The sequence below is a fragment of the Burkholderia sp. BCC1972 genome (genome assembly GCF_905339605.1).
Taxonomy (GTDB): domain Bacteria; phylum Pseudomonadota; class Gammaproteobacteria; order Burkholderiales; family Burkholderiaceae; genus Burkholderia.
In genome coordinates this window covers 21,823-39,849 of sequence record NZ_CAJPGH010000015.1, presented here as the reverse complement: position 1 = coordinate 39,849, position 18,027 = coordinate 21,823, and the positions used below count along the sequence as shown (strand labels likewise).

Annotated in this window: 18 protein-coding genes; 10 read left to right on the top strand and 8 right to left on the bottom strand. The window is 68.9% G+C overall.

Annotation, left to right across the window (positions count from 1 at the left end; genetic code table 11):
* Positions 1-14: 14 nt before the first annotated feature.
* Complete coding sequence (gene cobM / locus U5798_RS21360; protein WP_322083106.1) at positions 15-743, top strand: precorrin-4 C(11)-methyltransferase; 729 nt, start codon at positions 15-17, stop codon at positions 741-743.
* On the opposite strand, the gene U5798_RS21355 is transcribed toward cobM, so the two are convergent.
* Entirely contained in the window at positions 744-1,664 is a 921-nt protein-coding gene (locus U5798_RS21355) for a DMT family transporter (protein ID WP_185658163.1), read from the bottom strand.
* A gap of 117 nt (positions 1,665-1,781) precedes the next feature.
* Here U5798_RS21355 and U5798_RS21350 point away from each other — a divergent pair, with 117 nt between their 5' ends.
* Entirely contained in the window at positions 1,782-2,318 is a 537-nt protein-coding gene (locus U5798_RS21350; protein WP_185658164.1) for a MarR family winged helix-turn-helix transcriptional regulator, read from the top strand.
* 10 nt (positions 2,319-2,328) lie between these two features.
* On the opposite strand, the gene U5798_RS21345 is transcribed toward U5798_RS21350, so the two are convergent.
* On the bottom strand, positions 2,329-3,507 hold the full coding sequence (locus tag U5798_RS21345) for an MFS transporter (protein WP_124451724.1): 1,179 nt from the start codon (positions 3,505-3,507) through the stop codon (positions 2,329-2,331).
* Between the two features lie 128 nt (positions 3,508-3,635).
* Between U5798_RS21345 and U5798_RS21340 the strand changes: the two genes are divergently transcribed.
* On the top strand, positions 3,636-4,157 hold the full coding sequence (locus U5798_RS21340; RefSeq protein WP_124451726.1) for a MarR family winged helix-turn-helix transcriptional regulator: 522 nt from the start codon (positions 3,636-3,638) through the stop codon (positions 4,155-4,157).
* Positions 4,158-4,305: 148 nt separating this feature from the next.
* On the opposite strand, the gene U5798_RS21335 is transcribed toward U5798_RS21340, so the two are convergent.
* The 5 genes from U5798_RS21335 to U5798_RS21315 all read right to left on the bottom strand — a co-directional run bounded on the left by U5798_RS21335 (position 4,306) and on the right by U5798_RS21315 (position 10,209).
* Positions 4,306-4,584 (bottom strand): hypothetical protein, encoded by a 279-nt coding sequence (locus tag U5798_RS21335; RefSeq protein ID WP_322083105.1) that lies wholly within the window; start codon positions 4,582-4,584, stop codon positions 4,306-4,308.
* A gap of 112 nt (positions 4,585-4,696) precedes the next feature.
* The gene (locus U5798_RS21330; protein WP_059814393.1) at positions 4,697-5,038 is read right to left on the bottom strand and encodes a hypothetical protein; all 342 of its coding nucleotides are present in this window, start codon (positions 5,036-5,038) and stop codon (positions 4,697-4,699) included.
* Between the two features lie 254 nt (positions 5,039-5,292).
* Positions 5,293-5,997 carry a glutathione S-transferase N-terminal domain-containing protein gene (locus tag U5798_RS21325; RefSeq protein ID WP_322083104.1) on the bottom strand — a complete coding sequence of 235 codons (705 nt, stop codon included), beginning with the start codon at positions 5,995-5,997 and terminating at the stop codon, positions 5,293-5,295.
* Between the two features lie 163 nt (positions 5,998-6,160).
* The gene (locus tag U5798_RS21320; RefSeq protein ID WP_322083103.1) at positions 6,161-7,285 is read right to left on the bottom strand and encodes a porin; all 1,125 of its coding nucleotides are present in this window, start codon (positions 7,283-7,285) and stop codon (positions 6,161-6,163) included.
* Between the two features lie 230 nt (positions 7,286-7,515).
* Positions 7,516-10,209: a LuxR C-terminal-related transcriptional regulator gene (locus U5798_RS21315; RefSeq protein ID WP_322083102.1), complete on the bottom strand. Its 2,694-nt coding sequence runs from the start codon at positions 10,207-10,209 to the stop codon at positions 7,516-7,518.
* A 243-nt stretch (positions 10,210-10,452) separates the two neighbouring features.
* On the opposite strand from U5798_RS21315, the gene U5798_RS21310 reads away from it, so the two are divergent.
* From U5798_RS21310 to U5798_RS21285, 6 genes are all read left to right on the top strand, one after another.
* Complete coding sequence (locus U5798_RS21310) at positions 10,453-11,400, top strand: universal stress protein (protein ID WP_322083101.1); 948 nt, start codon at positions 10,453-10,455, stop codon at positions 11,398-11,400.
* A gap of 18 nt (positions 11,401-11,418) precedes the next feature.
* A complete protein-coding gene (locus U5798_RS21305; RefSeq protein WP_124451741.1) occupies positions 11,419-12,399 on the top strand; it encodes a quinone oxidoreductase family protein in 981 nt (326 codons plus the stop codon).
* A 10-nt stretch (positions 12,400-12,409) separates the two neighbouring features.
* Positions 12,410-13,258, top strand: a complete 849-nt coding sequence (locus tag U5798_RS21300) for a TauD/TfdA dioxygenase family protein (protein ID WP_322083100.1) — start codon at positions 12,410-12,412, stop codon at positions 13,256-13,258.
* Between the two features lie 120 nt (positions 13,259-13,378).
* Positions 13,379-14,434: a 3-keto-5-aminohexanoate cleavage protein gene (locus tag U5798_RS21295; protein WP_124451745.1), complete on the top strand. Its 1,056-nt coding sequence runs from the start codon at positions 13,379-13,381 to the stop codon at positions 14,432-14,434.
* Positions 14,435-14,589: 155 nt separating this feature from the next.
* A complete protein-coding gene (locus U5798_RS21290) occupies positions 14,590-15,918 on the top strand; it encodes an MFS transporter (RefSeq protein WP_322083099.1) in 1,329 nt (442 codons plus the stop codon).
* Between the two features lie 17 nt (positions 15,919-15,935).
* Positions 15,936-16,511 (top strand): RBBP9/YdeN family alpha/beta hydrolase, encoded by a 576-nt coding sequence (locus tag U5798_RS21285; protein WP_322083098.1) that lies wholly within the window; start codon positions 15,936-15,938, stop codon positions 16,509-16,511.
* A 117-nt stretch (positions 16,512-16,628) separates the two neighbouring features.
* On the opposite strand, the gene U5798_RS21280 is transcribed toward U5798_RS21285, so the two are convergent.
* Positions 16,629-16,772: a hypothetical protein gene (locus U5798_RS21280; RefSeq protein ID WP_185658165.1), complete on the bottom strand. Its 144-nt coding sequence runs from the start codon at positions 16,770-16,772 to the stop codon at positions 16,629-16,631.
* Between the two features lie 47 nt (positions 16,773-16,819).
* On the opposite strand from U5798_RS21280, the gene U5798_RS21275 reads away from it, so the two are divergent.
* The gene (locus U5798_RS21275; RefSeq protein WP_124451751.1) at positions 16,820-17,986 is read left to right on the top strand and encodes an ABC transporter substrate-binding protein; all 1,167 of its coding nucleotides are present in this window, start codon (positions 16,820-16,822) and stop codon (positions 17,984-17,986) included.
* Positions 17,987-18,027: the final 41 nt, after the last annotated feature.

Sequence of the window (18,027 nt, the reverse complement as noted above, 5' to 3'; positions counted from 1 at the left end):
ACGGAGAATTTTCGATGACGGTGTATTTCATCGGCGCGGGCCCCGGCGACCCGGAGCTGATCACGGTGAAGGGCCAGCGCCTCGTGCGCACGTGCCCGGTGATCCTGTATGCGGGCTCGCTGGTGCCGGCGGCCGTGCTCGACGGTCATCGCGCGGAGCAGGTCGTCAATACGGCCGAGCTCGACCTCGACGCGATCGTCGCGCTGCTCGCGGCCGCGCATGCGAAAGGGCAGGACGTCGCACGCGTGCATTCGGGCGACCCGTCGCTGTACGGTGCGATCGGCGAGCAGATCCGCCGGCTGAAGGCACTCGGGATTCCCTACGAAATCGTGCCGGGCGTGACGGCCACGGCTGCGTGCGCGGCGACGCTCGGCGTCGAGCTGACGCTGCCCGGCGTCGCGCAGACGGTGATCCTCACGCGCTTCGCGGGCAAGACGACGATGCCGGAAGGCGAAACACTCGGCTCGCTCGCCGCGCACCGCGCGACGCTCGCGATCCATCTCGGCGTGCGCCATCTCGCGCGCATCGTCGACGAGGTGCTGCCGCATTACGGCGCGGACTGCCCGGTCGCGGTGATCTATCGCGCAAGCTGGCCGGACGAGGAGCGCGTGACGGGTACGCTCGCGGACATCGCCGGCAAGGTGCAGGGCACGCAGATCGAGCGCACCGCGCTGATCCTGATCGGACGCGTGCTCGACGCCGAAGGGTTCGCGGATTCGACGCTGTACGCGAGCGCCGGCTGATCACGCGCGCGCCGGCCCGGGCGCGGCGTGCCGTTCGCGCAAGTGTGTGTAGAGCGCCGCGCCGATCGTGATCGCGCCGCCGACGAAATAGACCGGCGATGCCGATTCGCCGAGGATCAGGATCGAAGCGGCGATACCGACGACGGGAATCAGGTTGAGCACGACCACGCTCCAGTACGACGGGTTGTCGCGTGCGCCGTGAAAATAGAACAGGAACGCGAGCGTGAACTGCAGCACGCCGATCGCGAGCGCGGGCCACACGGCCGACCATGGCGGCAGGCGGTGCAGCCCATGGCTGCCGTCCGCGTCGACGCCCAGCAGTACGAGCGCGAGCACCAACGAACCAACCTGCTGGATCAGCAGCATCGCCGTCGCGGAAGGGATCGTCACGGCCTGCGTCGACAGCGACACGTACAGCGCGGCCACCATCACGCCGGCGAATACGAACGCGTCGCCGCGCAGCGATGCACGGCCGTCCGCCGATGCATCGCCGAGCGTGATGACGACCACGCCCATCAACGCGACGACACCGGCGACCAGCAACCGCCGGTCGATCCGGAACCGGAACAGCACGATGTTGAATGCGAGGATACCGAGCGGCTCGAGCGCAAAGATCACTGCCGTATGCAGCGCGGACGTCGATTGCATGCCGACGAACCCGAGGTAGTACGCCCCGCACGGTTCGAGCATGCCGATTAGCGCGACGATGGCAACCTGCGCCGGAGCAAAGCCAAGGCCGGCCAGGCTGACACGTTGTGCCGCGGCGAGACACGCGAGCACCGCGACGCTGGCGGCGACCTGCAGCACGATCAGCCACGCGGGCGACAGTGCAGGCAGCGCCATCTTGCTGAACGGAATCGCGACGCCCCAGCACAGCGTCGCCATGATCAGGCATCCGGTCTTGCGCGCGCTGTCGTTCATGCATGGACTCCACGGGGCAGATCGCATCGGCACGTAGAATGCGGACGTGCGGCTGACATCGTCGAAACGATGATTTAAATTATATGCGTGACGCACACATATACTAGGAGCACATCCGTGAAAAGGCAACGGCTGAACAATCTGCTGGGCGCGCTCGCGCTTGCGCTGAACGACCGGGTAGAGGACGCGATCGCCCGCGAAACCGGGCTGCACGGGTCGAGCGCGGATGCGCTCGTGCTGTTGTCGCAGGCCCATGCGCTGACGATCGACTCGCTGGCGCGGCAATTGATGCTCGTGCATTCGTCGGCCGTGCGGCTCGCCGAGCGGATGGCGCAGGAGGGGCTCGTCGAGCGCGAGCCCGGCGAGGACAAGCGGACGGTCGTGCTGACGCTGACCGAGGCCGGGCACGCTGCGGTACAGCAGATCCTGGCCGCACGCGGATCGGCGATCGCGGATGTCACGCGCACGCTGACGCCCGAGCAATGCGCGCAACTGATGCCGATCTGCGAGCAACTGGTCGGCACCTTGGCCGACGACATGCACAATGCGATCCGCGTGTGCCGGCAGTGCGACGAGGATGCGTGCGACTTGCGGCGCTGTCCGTCGGAGCGGGCTTACCGGCGGTTCGCCGCGGAACGGGACGCGGGCGGCTGACGCGGGAGCCCTAGGCGCGCGCCACCTGCCGCGCCAGCCGCGGCGCAAACCCGGCCGCCAGCGCGAACAGCACGACACACAGGCACGCCATCGCGATCCACGCGGGCGTCAAATCGGCGAGATGCTGGCGCACGATGCCTGCCGCGAACGGGAACAACCCGGCGATCAGATAACCGATACCCTGCACGAACCCCGTCAGCGATGCGGCATCGGCCGGCGTCGCCGCATGATCGACGGTAACGATCAGCGACAGCGGAAACAGCGCACCGATCCCCGCGCCGAGCAGCAGTGCAGCCGGCAGCGCGAGCGCGTCGGGCGCAGCCAGCATCACCAGCAATCCGACGAACAGCGACGCGATCGCCGCATGCAGCGCGGGCCGGCGATCGGGCAGGCGGTCGATCGTCGCCGAGATCGTCAGCCCCGCGACGACTTCCGCGAGCGTCACGCCGCCGAGCAGGCTGCCGGCCGCCGTCGGCGACCAGCCGAGCCGCATGTAGTACGGCGGCAGCCACGCGAGCACGAGCGTGTAGGCGCCCGTCGCGATGCCGAAGAACAGCGCGAGCCGCCACGCGCGCGGCGAACGCGACGGCCGCGCCTGCGACGTCGAGGCCGGCCCGGCCGCGAACCCGTCGCCGCCGCGGCTGGCCAGCGGCCAGGCCAGCGCGGCAACCGCCGCCGGCACCGCCCAGCCCGCGAGCGCGGCGAGCCAGCCCCAGCGTGCTGCCGCGAACGGCGCGACGACGCTCGCGAGCACCGCGCCACCCATGATCGACGTCGAATAGACGCCCATCGCGCCGCCGATGCGCGTCGCGAAATGCGCCTTCACGAAGCCGGGCAGCAGCGCCTGCACCATCGCGATCCCGACGCCCGCGCAGCAGGCGCTCGCGAGCAGCAGCCACGCGTGCTGCGCGCCGATGCGTGACACGCAGGCCAGCCCGATCAGCGCGACACCGAGCCAGACGCCGCCCGCGATGCCGGTCACGCGCTGCAGGCGCCGTGCGCTCAGCGCGCCGAGCCCCATCAGCAGGATCGGGATCGTCGTCAGCAGGCTGGCCGCACCGTCGCCGATGCCGGTCGTGCGCTGGATCATGTCGAGCAGCGGGCCGACCGCGGCGAGCGCGGGCCGCAGGTTCAGCCCGACGAGCACGATGGCGGCAAGCCGCCATCCGGGGGAAGTGAAGCGATTCATGCAAGGCCCTCGATATCGATGCGCGGTCGCCGACGGGGCGCCGCACGTTTTCAGGTAAAGTATCTCGACATCAAGATAAATGCTGATTTATCTCGACGTCAAGATAACTGGTGAGCCGAGGAGGGTTAATGGATCGAGCCGCGCACGCGCTCGCGCAATGGCGCGCGGAACGTCCGGATCTCGACGCAACGTCGATGGTGGTGATGGGGCGGCTGCAGGAAGCCGCGCTCGTGATCGCTCGCGACCGTCTCAATCCGCTGTTTGCGCGCTACGGGATGCAGCCGGGCGAATTCGATGTGCTCGCGACGCTGAGGCGCAGCGGGGCGCCGTTCGCGCTGACGCCGACCGCGCTGTACGACGCGTTGATGATGTCGTCGGGCGGGATGACCGCGCGCATCGACCGACTGCAGAAGGCCGGCTGGGTCGAGCGCCGGCCGAACCCGGCCGACGGACGCGGCACGCTCGTCGCGCTGACGGATGCAGGGCGAGCGCTGATCGACGAAGCAGTTGTCGCGCATATCAACAATCAGCGCGCGTTGCTGGCTGTGTTGTCGGCGGCAGAACAGGTGCAGTTGTCGGAACTGCTGGGGAAGTTGCTGGCGGGGCTGGAAGGTGGGGCGCCGGAAGGGGAGGAAGGGACGTCGCGTTGAAGAATGCGTGATGGAAGCGTGCGCGGCGGGCAGAAAAATTCTTCGTTAATTTTCGTGGACGTCGCTTGCCGACCTTCAAGAGACGCTCGAAGTTGCTGGGAACGGCCGTTCAAAACATACAGCTTTATACCTACAGCAGGGCTGCCTTCTACTTTTCGAGCCTGCGAAGCATGATCTGGCCGAGCTCTGAAGGTTGTCGCAACAACGATTCGCGCAATGGCCTCTCGTAATTTAGATCAGTCGACTCAAGCCCGTGCACGATGCTCCAGAAGACTCCAGCACCATCATCCTCGGGAAATCGTTCAAAAATGCGAAACAGGACCGGCAAACAAGCGATCGATACATCTCCCTGCCAAAGCTCCGATAAGAGCGTGTCTAACTTGCGCCAGTCGCCTGCGGGGTTAGGCTTAAACTGGTCGATTTCCAAGAGAATTTCGTTTAGCGGACGACTCATCGTTAGTCTTGTGCGGAGCTACGGAGGGAGACGGGCGGAGTTATAAACGCCGCTCGTGGCCGATCTGAGCCGATAAACGATCGACTCAGGCGCATTGGTTATAGTGGTTTCTTATGTCGCCGCAGGCGCGATCAAACCTCTCGTAGTATTCGGCACAGAACCGTTCCTCCTTCGACGACAAGTGCAATAACGCGAGGAGATTTGCTGCATTATTCGGGACAGCAAAGGCTCCGAGTTCATGCAGGGCCTCAGGGTACAACTCCCTCATTGGTTCGAGAGTGCCGGAGTTTCGAACGGCGTAGTCAACGACCCACATGCTGTAGACGACGCGTTCGATCAGCGTCAGGCTGTTGAAACCCTCAAGTGATTCTTTCTGAATGACACGGTTTCCTTCGTCAATCAACCACGTTTCCATATCGAGTTTCATAGGCGGGTCGGAACAGATAGGATAGCTGCCTTGGGGCAAGGTGTTGTTTGGGGGTATGAAAGGTGTCGCCCTAGACGTGTTGCAATCGACGAAATTGTCAGCAATCTAGCCCCGCCTGTCGAGTGTCCGTTTGTGGCCGAACACCGACATTCCTCCCCGGAAATTTGCGATGAACCAAAAAATACCCGCCGCGCAATGCGGCGGGCCTGAGCGGACAGCGGGCCGCACACAGCGGCCCCGTACGGCCGCGCGCGTCAACCCCGCGCCGGAATATTAAGCCCGCGAGCAACAGCCGGACGCGCAACAAACGCGTCGAGCACCCGCTTGACGTTCCGGAATTCGCTGAAACCGACCAGGTCGCCCGCTTCGTAGAAGCCGACGAGGTTGCGCACCCACGGGAAGATCGCGATGTCGGCGATCGTGTAGGTATCGCCCATCACCCACTGGCGGTTCGCGAGATGCGCGTCGAGCACGCCGAGCAGGCGCTTCGACTCGTCGACGTAGCGGTCGCGCGGACGCTTGTCCTCGAAGTCGCGGCCCGCGAACTTGTGGAAGAACCCGACCTGGCCGAACATCGGCCCGATGCCGCCCATCTGGAACATCACCCACTGGATCGTCTCGTAGCGGCCCGCGAGATCCTTCGGGATCAACTGGCCGGTCTTGTCCGCGAGATAGATCAGGATCGCGCCCGATTCGAACAGCGGCAGCAGCTTGCCGTCGGGGCCGTTCGGGTCGATGATCGCCGGGATCTTGTTGTTCGGGTTCAGCGACAGGAATTCGGGTGACAGCTGGTCGTTCGTGTCGAAGCGCACGAGGTGCGGCTCGTACGGCAGGCCGGTTTCCTCGAGCATGATCGACACCTTGACGCCGTTCGGCGTCGGCAGCGAGTAGAGCTGGAGACGGTCGGGATGCTGGGCCGGCCACTTGTGCGTGATCGGGAAGGCGGACAGGTCGGGCATGAAGGTTCGCTCGTCGAAGTGGAGGATCCGCGCTCCGTCCGAGCCGCCGCGCTCGCGCGCGATCCGCGGCGCGGCGGCGGGCCGGAGCGCGCCGAAAACGCCCACTGTAGCCGATCCCCGGAATCGATGCAGGCGTCGGCCGCCGCCGCCCCGCGCGCAGCCGTCAGAAGTTGTGCCGCAGCCCGATCATCGCGGCCGTCGTGCCGACGCCGGGCGCGACCGGCTGCCCGTACACGAGCATCTGGTTCATCGTGCCGCGGTTGTTCACGCGGCCGACCTGCGCATAGACCATCGACCGCTTCGACAGGCTGTAGTCGGCCGTGAGCACGACGGCCGTCGAACGGTTCTCCGAGCGGTTGCGGTCCTTCAGGTAGTACACGGCCGACGTGACCTGCAACGCGGGCGTGAACCGATAGCCGACGCCCGCCGACAGCATGTCGAGGTTCACCTTGTCCGCATGCGACGGATTCCTGCCGTTGCCGTACGACGCCGACACCGAAAAGTCGCGGATCGTGTATTTCGCGCCGACGTAGACGAAGCGGTTGTTGTCGACGCCGGTCGGCGCGACGCCCGGCGCCGGGCTCGTGTCGTGGCCGTTGTAGTAGACGGCCGATGCGTTCAGCCCGTAGTTCGCATACCTGAGCACGACGGATTCGCGCGTGCCGCCCTGGAACTTCCCGGCCACGCCACCGGGCGCGTATTCGAGCGCGATCGACGCGCCTGCGAACGTCGGCGACTGGTAGACGAGCGCATTGCTGTCGTACAGCGCGCCGATCGCAGCGTTGGTGCTCGTCCCCGACCAGCCGGCCGCCGTGTTCAGGCCGAGCCACGCGATCAGCACGCTGCCGAAGAACTGCGCGTTGCGCACGTCGGTGTCGGCCATCGCGTAGATCATCGGCACGATCTGGCGGCCGGCGGTGAACGTGCCGAACGGGCCCGACACGCCGAGCGACGCGACCTGGTTGAAGATCGCGACGGCGCCCGGCGTGTCGCTCAGCTGCATCCTGCCGGTGCCGCTGTCGAACGAACCCTGCAACTTGAAGTTGATCTTGAAGCCGCCGCCGATGTCCTCGCTGCCCTTGATGCCCCAGAAGCTCGAATAGATGCCGCCGTCCTTCATGCGGAACACCTTGCCGGTATTCGGCGCGCTCGGGCTGAACGACGCGGCCGACGTGCTCTGGTACAGCAGGCCCGAGTCGATCACGCCATAAAGCGTGACGGAGGATTGCGCGTGCGCGAATGCAGAACAGCCGGCAAGCGCCGCGAGCGCGGCCAGTTTCGTCTTCATGAAGTCTCCAGGGTCGTATTGAACCGGACGGGATCGAGCCCGTCCGGGCGAAGCGGGGAAGCATCGGGGCGGGCGGGCCGGCGCGACAGGCGACGCCGGTGCGGGCCGTGCGCAAAGATTACGCAACGGCGCACGGCCGCTCCCCCCCATGCGCGGGGGGCAGGGTTACGGAGAATCGGAAGGGAGGGACGGACAGCCGGGCCGCCACGGGCAGCCGGCCCGGACGGGCGTCAGGGTGCGCTTTCGAGCAGCCCCAGCACCAGCGCGCGGCGCACGGCGTGCTTGCGCGAGCTCGCGTCGAGCTTGCCGAACAGGTTCTTCAAGTGCCATTTCACGGTTTCCTCGCCGACGGCGAGGGCAACCGCGATCTCCTTGTTCGACAGGTTGCGTGCGAGCAGTTCGAGGATCGCGCGCTCCTTCGGCGTCAGCACGACGCTCGGCACCGCGCGCGGGCTCGCCGCGCCGCGCGGCGCGGGCGGCACGATGCGCGGCTGCGGCAGCGCGTGCCGTGCGGGGCCGTCGCCGGCAGCCGCTTCGTCGCCGACGCGACGCGCCCAGTCGGCGACGGCCGGATGCGCGTCGGCAAGCGTGCGCGTCAGCCCGAACATGTCGGCGAGATTCATCGCCTCGTCGAGCAGCGCGCGGCCGCCGCGTCCCGACTGTTCGAGCGCGAACGCGCTGAGCGCCATGATCTCGATGCGCTCGCGCCCCATGTTCATTTCACGCGCGAGCACGGCTGCTTCGTCGAGCGCCGCGCTCGCATCGTCCCAGCGTCGCGCGGCCAGCGCCGCACCCGCGTGCGCGGTCGCCTGCAGCAGCACGACGGGGCGCCGCCACAGCGGCCCGTGCAACGGAAATTCCGTCGCGGCGATCGCGTCGATCCGCTCGACGAGCGCATGGCAGGTCGCCTCGCGATAGCGCGCCGCGTGAATGCGCACCTGTTCGGCGAGGCTCGCGACCGACAGGCGCGGCAGCCGGCGCGCGACACCCATCGCGTCGAGCGCTTCGAGCAGGTCGATCGCGCGATGTTCGACACCGCGCAGCAACGCGATGCGTGCGGCCGTGAGATAGCCGAGCAGCACGGTATCGGGCGTGCCCGCATGCTCGAGCACGTCGAGCCGGTTCGCCAGCAGCGCGGCGGCCTGGTCGACGCGGTCGGCCTCGTACGCGATGGCCGCGCACATCGCCGCGAGCATGCAGGTCAGCGGATGGCGGCGCCCGAGATCGGCCTCCGCGCGCGCCAGCGCCGGCGACAGCACGTCGTCCGCGAGCCGGATCTGGCCTTCGCGCAGATAGCTCAGGCCCGTGATCAGCTCGCCCCAGCGCGCGACATAGCCGAACCCGGCCGCCGTTTCGCCGCGCGGCGCGGCCTGCTGGAAGCGGCGCGCCTGCGCCGGTTCGCCGACGATGATCGCGCGCGCCGACAGCCGGTTCGCGTGCATCTGCGCGAGCCACGTCGCCGCCGGCGGCGCGAAGTCGGCCCACGGCTCGAACAGCTCGACGAAACGGTCGATCTCGTCGGCGTAGTACGCAGCCGCGCTGAGGATCAGCGCGCATTCGTAGCGCATCGCGGCCGGCGTGCGGCTATCCGCGAGGATGCCCGCGATCTGGCGCTGCGCCTCGACATGACGCTCGCCGAGCGCCAGCGCCCATGCGACCGCGATCCGCAGCGTCGGGCGCTTGTCGAGCTCCGCGTCGGGCAGCAGCGCGAGCCAGTCCAGCACGTCGTTGATGCGGCCCTGCTTGATCGCATCCTCGAGGCAGCGCTGCGCGAGCGCATACGCCGTCTCGAACTGGCCGGCCGCGTACGCGTGGCGCGCGGCTTCCTCGGTCATCCCGTGTGCATCGAGCCATGCCGCCGCGCGTGCGTGCAGCGTGCTGCGCTCGGCGTCGGCGCGCGTGGCGAGGCGGTCGCGCAGCGTGTCGCGCACGAGCGGATGCAGCCGGCACCAGTCCGACTCGTCCGATGCGATGAACAGCGGCGTGTCGCGCGCGAGGCGTGCGAGTCGGTCGGGCGCCTGCGCATCGTCGAGCAGCGCAGCGCACAGCGACGGATGCAGGCGATCGGCGACGCTCGTGCGCGTCAGGAACGCGGTGTCGTCCGCCGACTGGTTCGCGAGCAGCAGTTCGACGAGCCGGTCGCGCGTGCCGTCCATGCGTGCGGCGAGCGCATCGACGGCCTGGCGCGGATCGGCCGAGCGCGCCATCGCGGCCATCGCGAGCTGCAGCCCGAGCGGCCAGCCGTCGACGCGTTCGAACAGACGCGCGCACGCGTCGGCGTCCACCCGTTGCGCGAAGCGCGCGCCGACCAGCGCGATCGTCTCGTCGAGCGTGAAGCGCAGCCAGTCGGCGCCCGCGAGCGTGCATTGCCCGCCGGCCAGCAGATCGCCGGCCGCGTGATCGAGCCCGCGTCGTGCGGCGACGACGACATGCAGGTTCTGCGGCGCGTTGTGCAGCACGTAGGTCAGCGCGTCCAGGCCGGCGGCCGGCAGCCGCTCGGCATCGTCGACGATCAGCAGTGCGTCGATCGACAATTGCGCGACTTCGGCGAGCCACGCGGTCAGGCCGTCCAGCGCGCGCGCCGCACCGCCCGGAACCAGCCGCCCGAAGCCGGGCCGCGCGCAACCGGTGCGCACCGCCTGCACGAGCCCCTGCAGCAGCCGCTGTGCATCGTCGCGCTCGTCGGCCGACAGCCACACGACCGCGCGACCGAACGCGAGGGCCTCGCGGCGCCATTGCGCGAGCAGCGACGTCTTGCCGTAACCGGCCGGCGCCTGCACCAGCGTGACCGGCCGGCCGTCGAACGCCGGTGCGGCAAGACTCAGCCGCGCGCGGGCGAGCAACTGCGCCGGCACGCGCGGCGCGGTCGTCTTCAAGACCAGTTCGGTGGGGGGCGCGTCGGCGCGATCGGGTGGGTGGGCCATCGGGGCAGCAGTCGGAGTCCGGCGATGCCGTGCGGGCCAGCGTCCGGGGTGGGCGTGGGGGGAAGGATCGGCCGAACCGCGTTCGCCCGTCAATCCCCCCCGCGACGAGTGGGGCCGCACCGGCGCCGCGTCGATAGCATGGGTTCCGATGCATGACGAACGCCGCGAGGAGGGCACCCATGAAGATCGTATCGACCGGCGCGCGGCGCAGCGCGCCGAGCGCCGGATAAGCGGCGCGGCGCGATGTACCGCCATCTGCTCGTGATGGTCGACGGCGTGCCCGGCGGCATCGACGCGATCGGCCATGCGCTCGAACTGGCGCGAGCAGTCGGCGCGCGGGTCACGTTCGTGCTGTCCGGCACCGCGCCGGACTCGCGTTTATCCGGAGCGCGGCTGCCGGAACACGGTGCGAAAGTGGAAGCCGCCGCCCGGGCGCAGGGCCTGTCTCATGCGATCGCGGGGGCCGGCCATCCGGGGGCCGGCCATCCGGCGGCCGGCGATCCGACAAGCGATGACGCCTCGCCCGGCGCGCTGGCTGGCGAGCTCGGCTGCGACCTGATCGGCGTCGCGGCGCTCCCGCCGGATGCCGATGCGGCGAAACGCGCGCTGCGGCAGCACCTGCTCGCGACGAGCGCCGTGCCGGTACTGGTGTGCTCGTCGCACCGGACGCCCGCCGAAGCGCGCGTGATGGCGCGTTGTCTCGATGTGCATCGCATGGTCGGCGTGCTGCTGCAGGCGCTGATGGCGTGCGGTACAGACGCGAACGAACCGCTGCGGCTGGCGATCGACGCCAGGCGTGCACTGGCCTCGCTCGCCGCGCTGCAGCACGCGCGTTTCGGCACGGCCACCGAAGCGCGGCTCTTCGCGGCATTGCGGGTCCGCGCGGAGTGCGTCGCGGCCGAACTGGACGAACTCGACCGCCAGCGGCAGCGCGACGCGCAAGCGCTCGGCGAGCTCGCCCGGATCGCCGCAGACGGGCTGCCGTCGGCCGCGTTCGACACGGCGCTGGCCCGCTATGCGCACGGCGCGTTCGAGCAGATGGGGCGGATCGAAGGCGTGATTTTCCCGGCCGCGCGGCGCTACCTGGGCGACGCCGACTGGAACGAACTGGACGAACCGCTGGCGGACCGCGCTACTGCGACGCCGCCGGGCATGAATGAACCCGACGATGCGCGACGCGCATCGGAGTGACACCCTACGGAGAACACGATGGCACATGCAGTGCGATTCCACGAAACCGGCGGCCCCGACGTGCTGCGCTGGGAGACAGTCGACGTCGGCGATCCCGGCGCCGGCCAGGTGCGGCTGCGGCACGAGGCCGTCGGCCTGAATTTCGCCGACACGTACTTCCGCAGCGGCCTGTATCCGGTGCCGCTGCCGGCCGGCATCGGCGTCGAGGCGGCCGGCGTGGTCGAGGCCGTCGGCCCGGGCGTGACGAACGTCGCCGTCGGCGATCGCGTGACCTACACCGGCTTCCTGAACACGCTCGGCGCGTACAGCACCGAACGGCTGATCCCGGCCGCGCCGCTCGTCCGGCTGCCGGCCGGCATCTCGTGCGAAACGGCCGCCGCGATGACGATGCGCGGGCTCACGTCGGCCTACCTGCTGCGCCGCATCCATGCGTTCGCGCCGGGCGACGCGATCCTGCTGCATGCGGCCGCCGGCGGCGTCGGGCTGATCGTGTCGCAATGGGCGAAGCTGCTCGGGCTCACGGTGATCGGCACCGTGTCGAGCGAGCACAAGGCCGCGATCGCCCGCGCACACGGCTGCGACCATACGATCGACTACAGCCGCGAGGATGTCGCGAAGCGCGTGCGCGAACTGACGGACGGCGCGGGCGTCGACGTCGTGTTCGACAGCGTCGGCAAGGACACCTTCGAAGGCTCGCTCGATTCGCTGAAGCGGCGCGGGCTGATGGTCTGCGTCGGCACCGCGTCGGGACCGATCCCGCCGTTCGATCCGCAGCGCCTCGCGATGAAGGGCTCGCTGTACCTGACGCGCCCGGCGCTGGCCGACTACATCGCCGATCCGGCCGAGAAGAACGACCTGGCCGGCGAACTGTTCGCGCACGTCGCGGCCGGCCGCATCAGGATCGAGATCAACCAGCGCTATGCGCTGCAGGACGCCGCGCAGGCACACCGCGATCTCGAATCGCGCAAGACGACCGGTTCGTCGGTGTTCATCGTCTGAGGAGACGCGCATGCGAGTCGAACCCCTGACCTGCGCGATCGGCGCGGAACTGCTGGATGTGAGCCTCGCCGACGCCGTGCACGACGACGGCCTGGTCGCCGAGATCCGCGCGCAGCTGCTGCGGCATCGCGTGCTGTTCCTGCGTGACCAGGACATCACGCGCGCCGAGCATGTCGCGTTCGCGCGGCGCTTCGGCGAGCTCGAGGATCATCCGGTCGCCGGCAGCGATCCCGAGCACCCGGGGCTCGTGCGGATCTACAAGTCGCCCGACCAGCCGAACGACCGCTACGAGAATGCGTGGCACAGCGATGCGAGCTGGCGCGTGGCGCCGCCGTTCGGCTGCGTGCTGCGCTGCATCGAGGGTCCGCCGGTTGGCGGCGACACGATGTGGGCGAACATGGTGCTCGCGTACGAGAACCTGCCGGATCACGTGAAACAGCAGATCGCCGACTTGCGCGCGCGCCACAGCATCGAGGCGAGCTTCGGCGCGGCGATGCCGATCGACAAGCGGCTCGCACTGAAGGCGCAGTACCCGGACGCCGAGCATCCGGTCGTGCGCACGCATCCCGAAACCGGCGAGAAGGTGCTGTACGTGAATGCGTTCGCGACGCATTTCACGAACTTCCACACGCCCGGCCGCGTGCGCGTCGGCCAGGACGCGAATCCTGGCGCCGGCCAGTTGCTGCACTACCTGATCAGCCAGGCATTTATCCCCGAATACCAGGTGCGCTGGCGCTGGAAGAAAAACAGCGTCGCGATCTGGGACAACCGCAGCACGCAGCATTACGCGGTGATGGACTACCCGCCGTGCGTGCGCCGGATGGAGCGCGCGGGCATCGTCGGCGACGTGCCGTTCTGAGCACGAGCGCCCCATAACCGATCCGCAACGCTGCACACGACGCGCCGGGCCCGCCGCCCGGCACGGCGGGATACGCACGCCCGTACGCCCGCAACACAACGATTTCCACTGGAGGACGACATGCAATTTCTCGACGATTCGCTGCACCCGGAAAACCAGGACAAGGTGGTCATCACGGTCGCGCCGTACGGCCCCGAATGGATGCCGGCCGATTTTCCGGAAGACATTCCGGTGACGATGGACGAGCACGTGCAGAAGGCCGTCGACTGCTACAACGCAGGCGCGACCGTGCTGCACCTGCATGTGCGCGAGCTCGACGGCAAGGGCAGCAAGCGGCTGTCGAAATTCAACGAGCTGCTCGGCCGGCTGCGCGAAGCGGTACCCGACATGATCCTGCAGGTCGGCGGCTCGATCTCGTTCGCGCCGGAAGGCGACGGCGCCGAAGCGAAATGGCTGTCCGACGACACGCGCCACATGCTCGCGGAATTGACGCCGAAGCCCGACCAGGTGACGGTCGCGATCAACACCGTGCAGATGAACATCACCGAGCTGATGAACCGCAACGACATCGCCGGCACGTCGCTGAACGAAGCCGCGCTGTGGGACGCGTACCGAGAGATGACGGTGCCGGCCGGCCCCGGCTGGGTCGACGAGCACTTGCGCCGCCTGCAGGCGGCCGGCATCCAGCCGCATTTCCAGCTCACCGGCATGCATGCGCTCGAAACGCTCGAACGGATCATCCGGCGCGGCGTCTATCGCGGCCCGCTGAACGTCACGTGGGTCGGCATCGGCGGCGGCTTCGACGGCCCGAATCCGTACAACTTCATGGAATTCGTCCGGCGCTGCCCGGACGGCGCGTGCATCACGCTCGAATCGCTGATGAAGAACGTGCTGCCGATCAACACCGTCGCGATGGCGCTGGGCCTGCATCCGCGCTGCGGGATCGAGGACACGCTCATCGACCAGAAGGGCAACCGGATGACGTCGGTGCAGCAGGTCGAGCAGTGCGTGCGGATCGCGCGCGAACTCGGCCGCGACATCGCGACCGGCAAGGAAGCGAAGGCGATCTACCGGATCGGCGTGCAGTACGACGGCGTCGACGAAACGCTCGCGCAGCTCGGGATGGCACCGAACCGCCGGCCGGGCCAGCTGAGCGTGCCGCTGCGCGCGGCCTGACGCGCCGCGCAGCCGGGCGGCCCGCGAGCGCCGCCCGCCGATCGATGTGGTGCGGCACCCATCCTCGCGCGGCGCGCGAGGCAAGCTCCGCCGGACGGAGCGGCGCCGCGCAAGCCGCGCCGGCGCATGGCCGCCCGGTGCCGGAGGAGACACGCATGTTGATTCATCACGTCGAGCCGTCGCTGCAGGACCTGACGGCCACCGAGCGGCGCGCGCCTGCGTATGCGTGGCTCGTGTTCGGGCTGACCGTCGGGCTGCTGCTGTCGGACTACATGTCTCGGCAGGTGCTCAATGCGGTGTTTCCGCTGCTCAAGCACGCGTGGGCGCTGTCGGACACGCAGCTCGGCTCGCTCTCCGGCGTCGTCGCGCTGCTGGTCGGCCTGCTGACGTTTCCGCTGTCGGTGCTCGCCGACCGCTTCGGGCGCGTGCGCAGCATCGTGCTGATGGCCGCGCTGTGGAGCGTCGCGACGCTCGGCTGCGCGCTGTCGACCAATTACGCGGAAATGCTCGTCGCGCGCGGCCTCGTCGGGCTCGGCGAAGCCGCGTACGGCAGCGTCGGCGTCGCGCTGATCCTCAGCATCTTTCCGGCCCGGCTGCGTGCGACGCTGACGGGCGCGTTCATGGCCGGCGGCGCGTTCGGCTCGGTGTTCGGGATGGCGCTCGGCGGGCTGGTCGGCGCGCATCTCGGCTGGCGCTGGTCGTTCGGCGTGATGGCCGCGCTCGGCATCGTGCTGCTCGTCGCGTATCGCTGCGTCGTGACCGAGCGGCGGCTCGCCGCGTGCCGTATCGAACCGTGCCGGCGCGATGCCGACGCGCCGCGCGGCCTGCGCGGCAGCGTGCGCGCGCTGATGTCGGGGCTGTTCGCGTCGCGCTCGGTGATCTGCGCGTATCTCGGCAGCGGGTTGCACCTGTTCGTGCCGGGCGCGCTGTTCGCGTGGCTGCCGAGCTACCTGAACCGCTACTACGCGATGGCGCCCGACCGCGCGGCCGTGCTCGCGGCCGGCTTCGTGCTGATCGCGGGCGTCGGGATGGTCGGCTGCGGCATCGTCACCGACCGCGTCGGGCGTGCCGACGGCTCGCGCAAATGGCTGACCGCGATCGCCTATTGCGTGCTCACCGGCGTTTGCCTCGCGGTCGCGTTCCGGCTGCCGCCGGGGCCGCTGCAGCTCGCGCTGATCTGCGCGGGCATGCTGGTCGGCGCGGGCGCGTCCGGCGCATCGGGCGCGATGGTCGCGAACCTGACGCCGGCCGCGATCCACGCGTCGGCCTTCGCGACGCTCACGCTCGCGAACAACCTGCTCGGCATGGCGCCGGGCCCGCTGCTGACGGGGTGGGTCGCCGATCGCGCCGGCCTCGTCGGCGCACTGCAATGGATTCCCGTCGTGCCGCTCGCGGCCGCCGTGCTGTTCGCGATCGGACGCGCAAGCTACGCGGCCGATCTCGCACGCGCCGAACGCGAACGGCACGCATCCCGACTTTCCTGAACCCTCCCGGAGGCTGCATGACCCTGGCGACCACGCCCACCATCCTGATCGTGCCCGGCTTGCGCGATCACGTCGACGACCACTGGCAGACGCATCTCGAACGGCGCCTGCCGAATGCACGTTCCGTCGCGCCGCTCGAAGCCGACAAGCTGAGCCGCGCCGCACGCGTCGCGGCACTCGATGCGGCGCTCGCCGCGATCGACGGCCCCGTGATTCTCGTCGCGCACAGCGCGGGCGTGATGATCACCGTGCACTGGGCGCGGCAGGCCACGCGCGCGATCCACGGCGCGCTGCTGGCAGCACCGGCCGACCTCGACATGCCGATGCCCGCCGGCTATCCGCCGCCCGACGCGATCGACGCGCATGGCTGGACGCCCGTGCCGACGCAGCGGCTCCCGTTCCCGAGCATCGTCGCCGCGAGCCGCAACGATCCGCTCGCGCGCTTCGAGCGTGCCGAAGCGTTCGCGGCAGGGTGGGGCAGCAAGCTCGTCGATCTCGGCGAGGTCGGGCATCTGAACCCGGCCTCCGGGTATGGCGAGTGGCATGACGCCGAACGGCTGATCGGCGAAGTGGCGGCGCTCGGCGCGGCCTGACTGAATATCGCTCCACCACGCGCCGGCCCGGCCGGGTTCCGGCGCGCCTCCCGTCGCCATCGGCCGTGATGCGGACGCGAACCGATGCCATCTCGTCACTCATCGAGATATGACGTCCTAACACGCGGTCCATTCGGCGCCGCGACGCTCCACCATGCCGGTCAGGACGCCAATCGTCATCAAACGGAAGGTTTTTGTCAGGGAAAGTCCCGCCCCGCGCGCCGTGGTTTTTTGTTGACCGACATCGTATAACGCCGTCATGATTTCCTGAAAAGAAAGGTCCCATCCACCGACCGAAGTGAGAAGACATGAACACCACCACGATCGCTCGCCGTGTCCGCCGGATCGCACTCGCACTGGGTTTCACGCTGTCGGCCGCGGCGGCCGTTGCCGCTCCCGTGTCACTGAACATCGTCGACGTCGCGGGCAACCTGCAGCTCACGCAGAAGGCCATCGAGGCGTTCCGGGACAAGAACCCGACCCTCGTGTCGAACGTCACGTTCACCAATGCGCCGGCACCGCAGCTGCCGGGCAAGATCAAGGCGATGCAGGCGGCGGGGCGCTCCGACATCGACCTCGTGCTGACCGGCACCGACGCGCTGGCCGCCGGCATCGAACAGAACCTGTGGCAGAAGCTGCTGCCCGACAACGCGGCCGCGTTACCCGGCGTGCTCGACAAGTACGCGCCCGGCCCGCGCAAGATGCAGGATCTCGCGCAGGGCTTCGGCCTCGAGGTCACCTACATGCCGGCCGGCCCGCTGCTCGAATACAACCCGGCGAAGGTCAGCGACCCGCCGAAGACGCCCGATCAGCTGCTCGCCTGGTGCAAGGCGCACCCGAACAAGCTGATCTATGCGCGTCCGGCGAATTCGGGCCCCGGCCGCACGTTCCTGATGGGGCTGCCGTACGTGCTCGGCGACAAGAATCCGCAGGACCCGATCAACGGCTGGGACAAGACCTGGGCGTTCCTGAAGGCGCTGAACGATTGCGTGCCGTACTACCCGGGCGGCACGTCGGCGGTGATGAAGGAGCTCGGCGAAGGCACGCGCGACATGACCGTGACCGTCACGGGCTGGGACCTCAACCCGCGCGCGCTCGGCATCGTCCCGGCCGAGTTCAAAGTCCAGGCGTTCGACAACATGACGTGGGTCAACGACGCCCACTACATGGTGATCCCGAAGGGCGTGCCGAAGGAAAAGCTCGACGTGCTGTTCAAGCTGATGAACTTCCTGCTCGAACCGGCGCAACAGGCGATGACCTACGACGACGGCTACTTCTATCCGGGCCCGGCGGTGAAGGGCGTGACGCTCGAGATGGCGCCCGCGCACAGCCAGGAGGTCGTGCGCAAGTTCGGCCGCCCCGAATACGCGAAGCTGCTCGCCGATCGCCCGCATGTGCAGCCGCTCAACGCGCAGGCGATGGTCGCCGCGTTCCAGAAGTGGGATCGCGAGATCGGCTCGCAAAAGTCGAAGTGACGCCTGAACCGGCGGGCGCCGCGGCGCCCGCGTCGATGGAG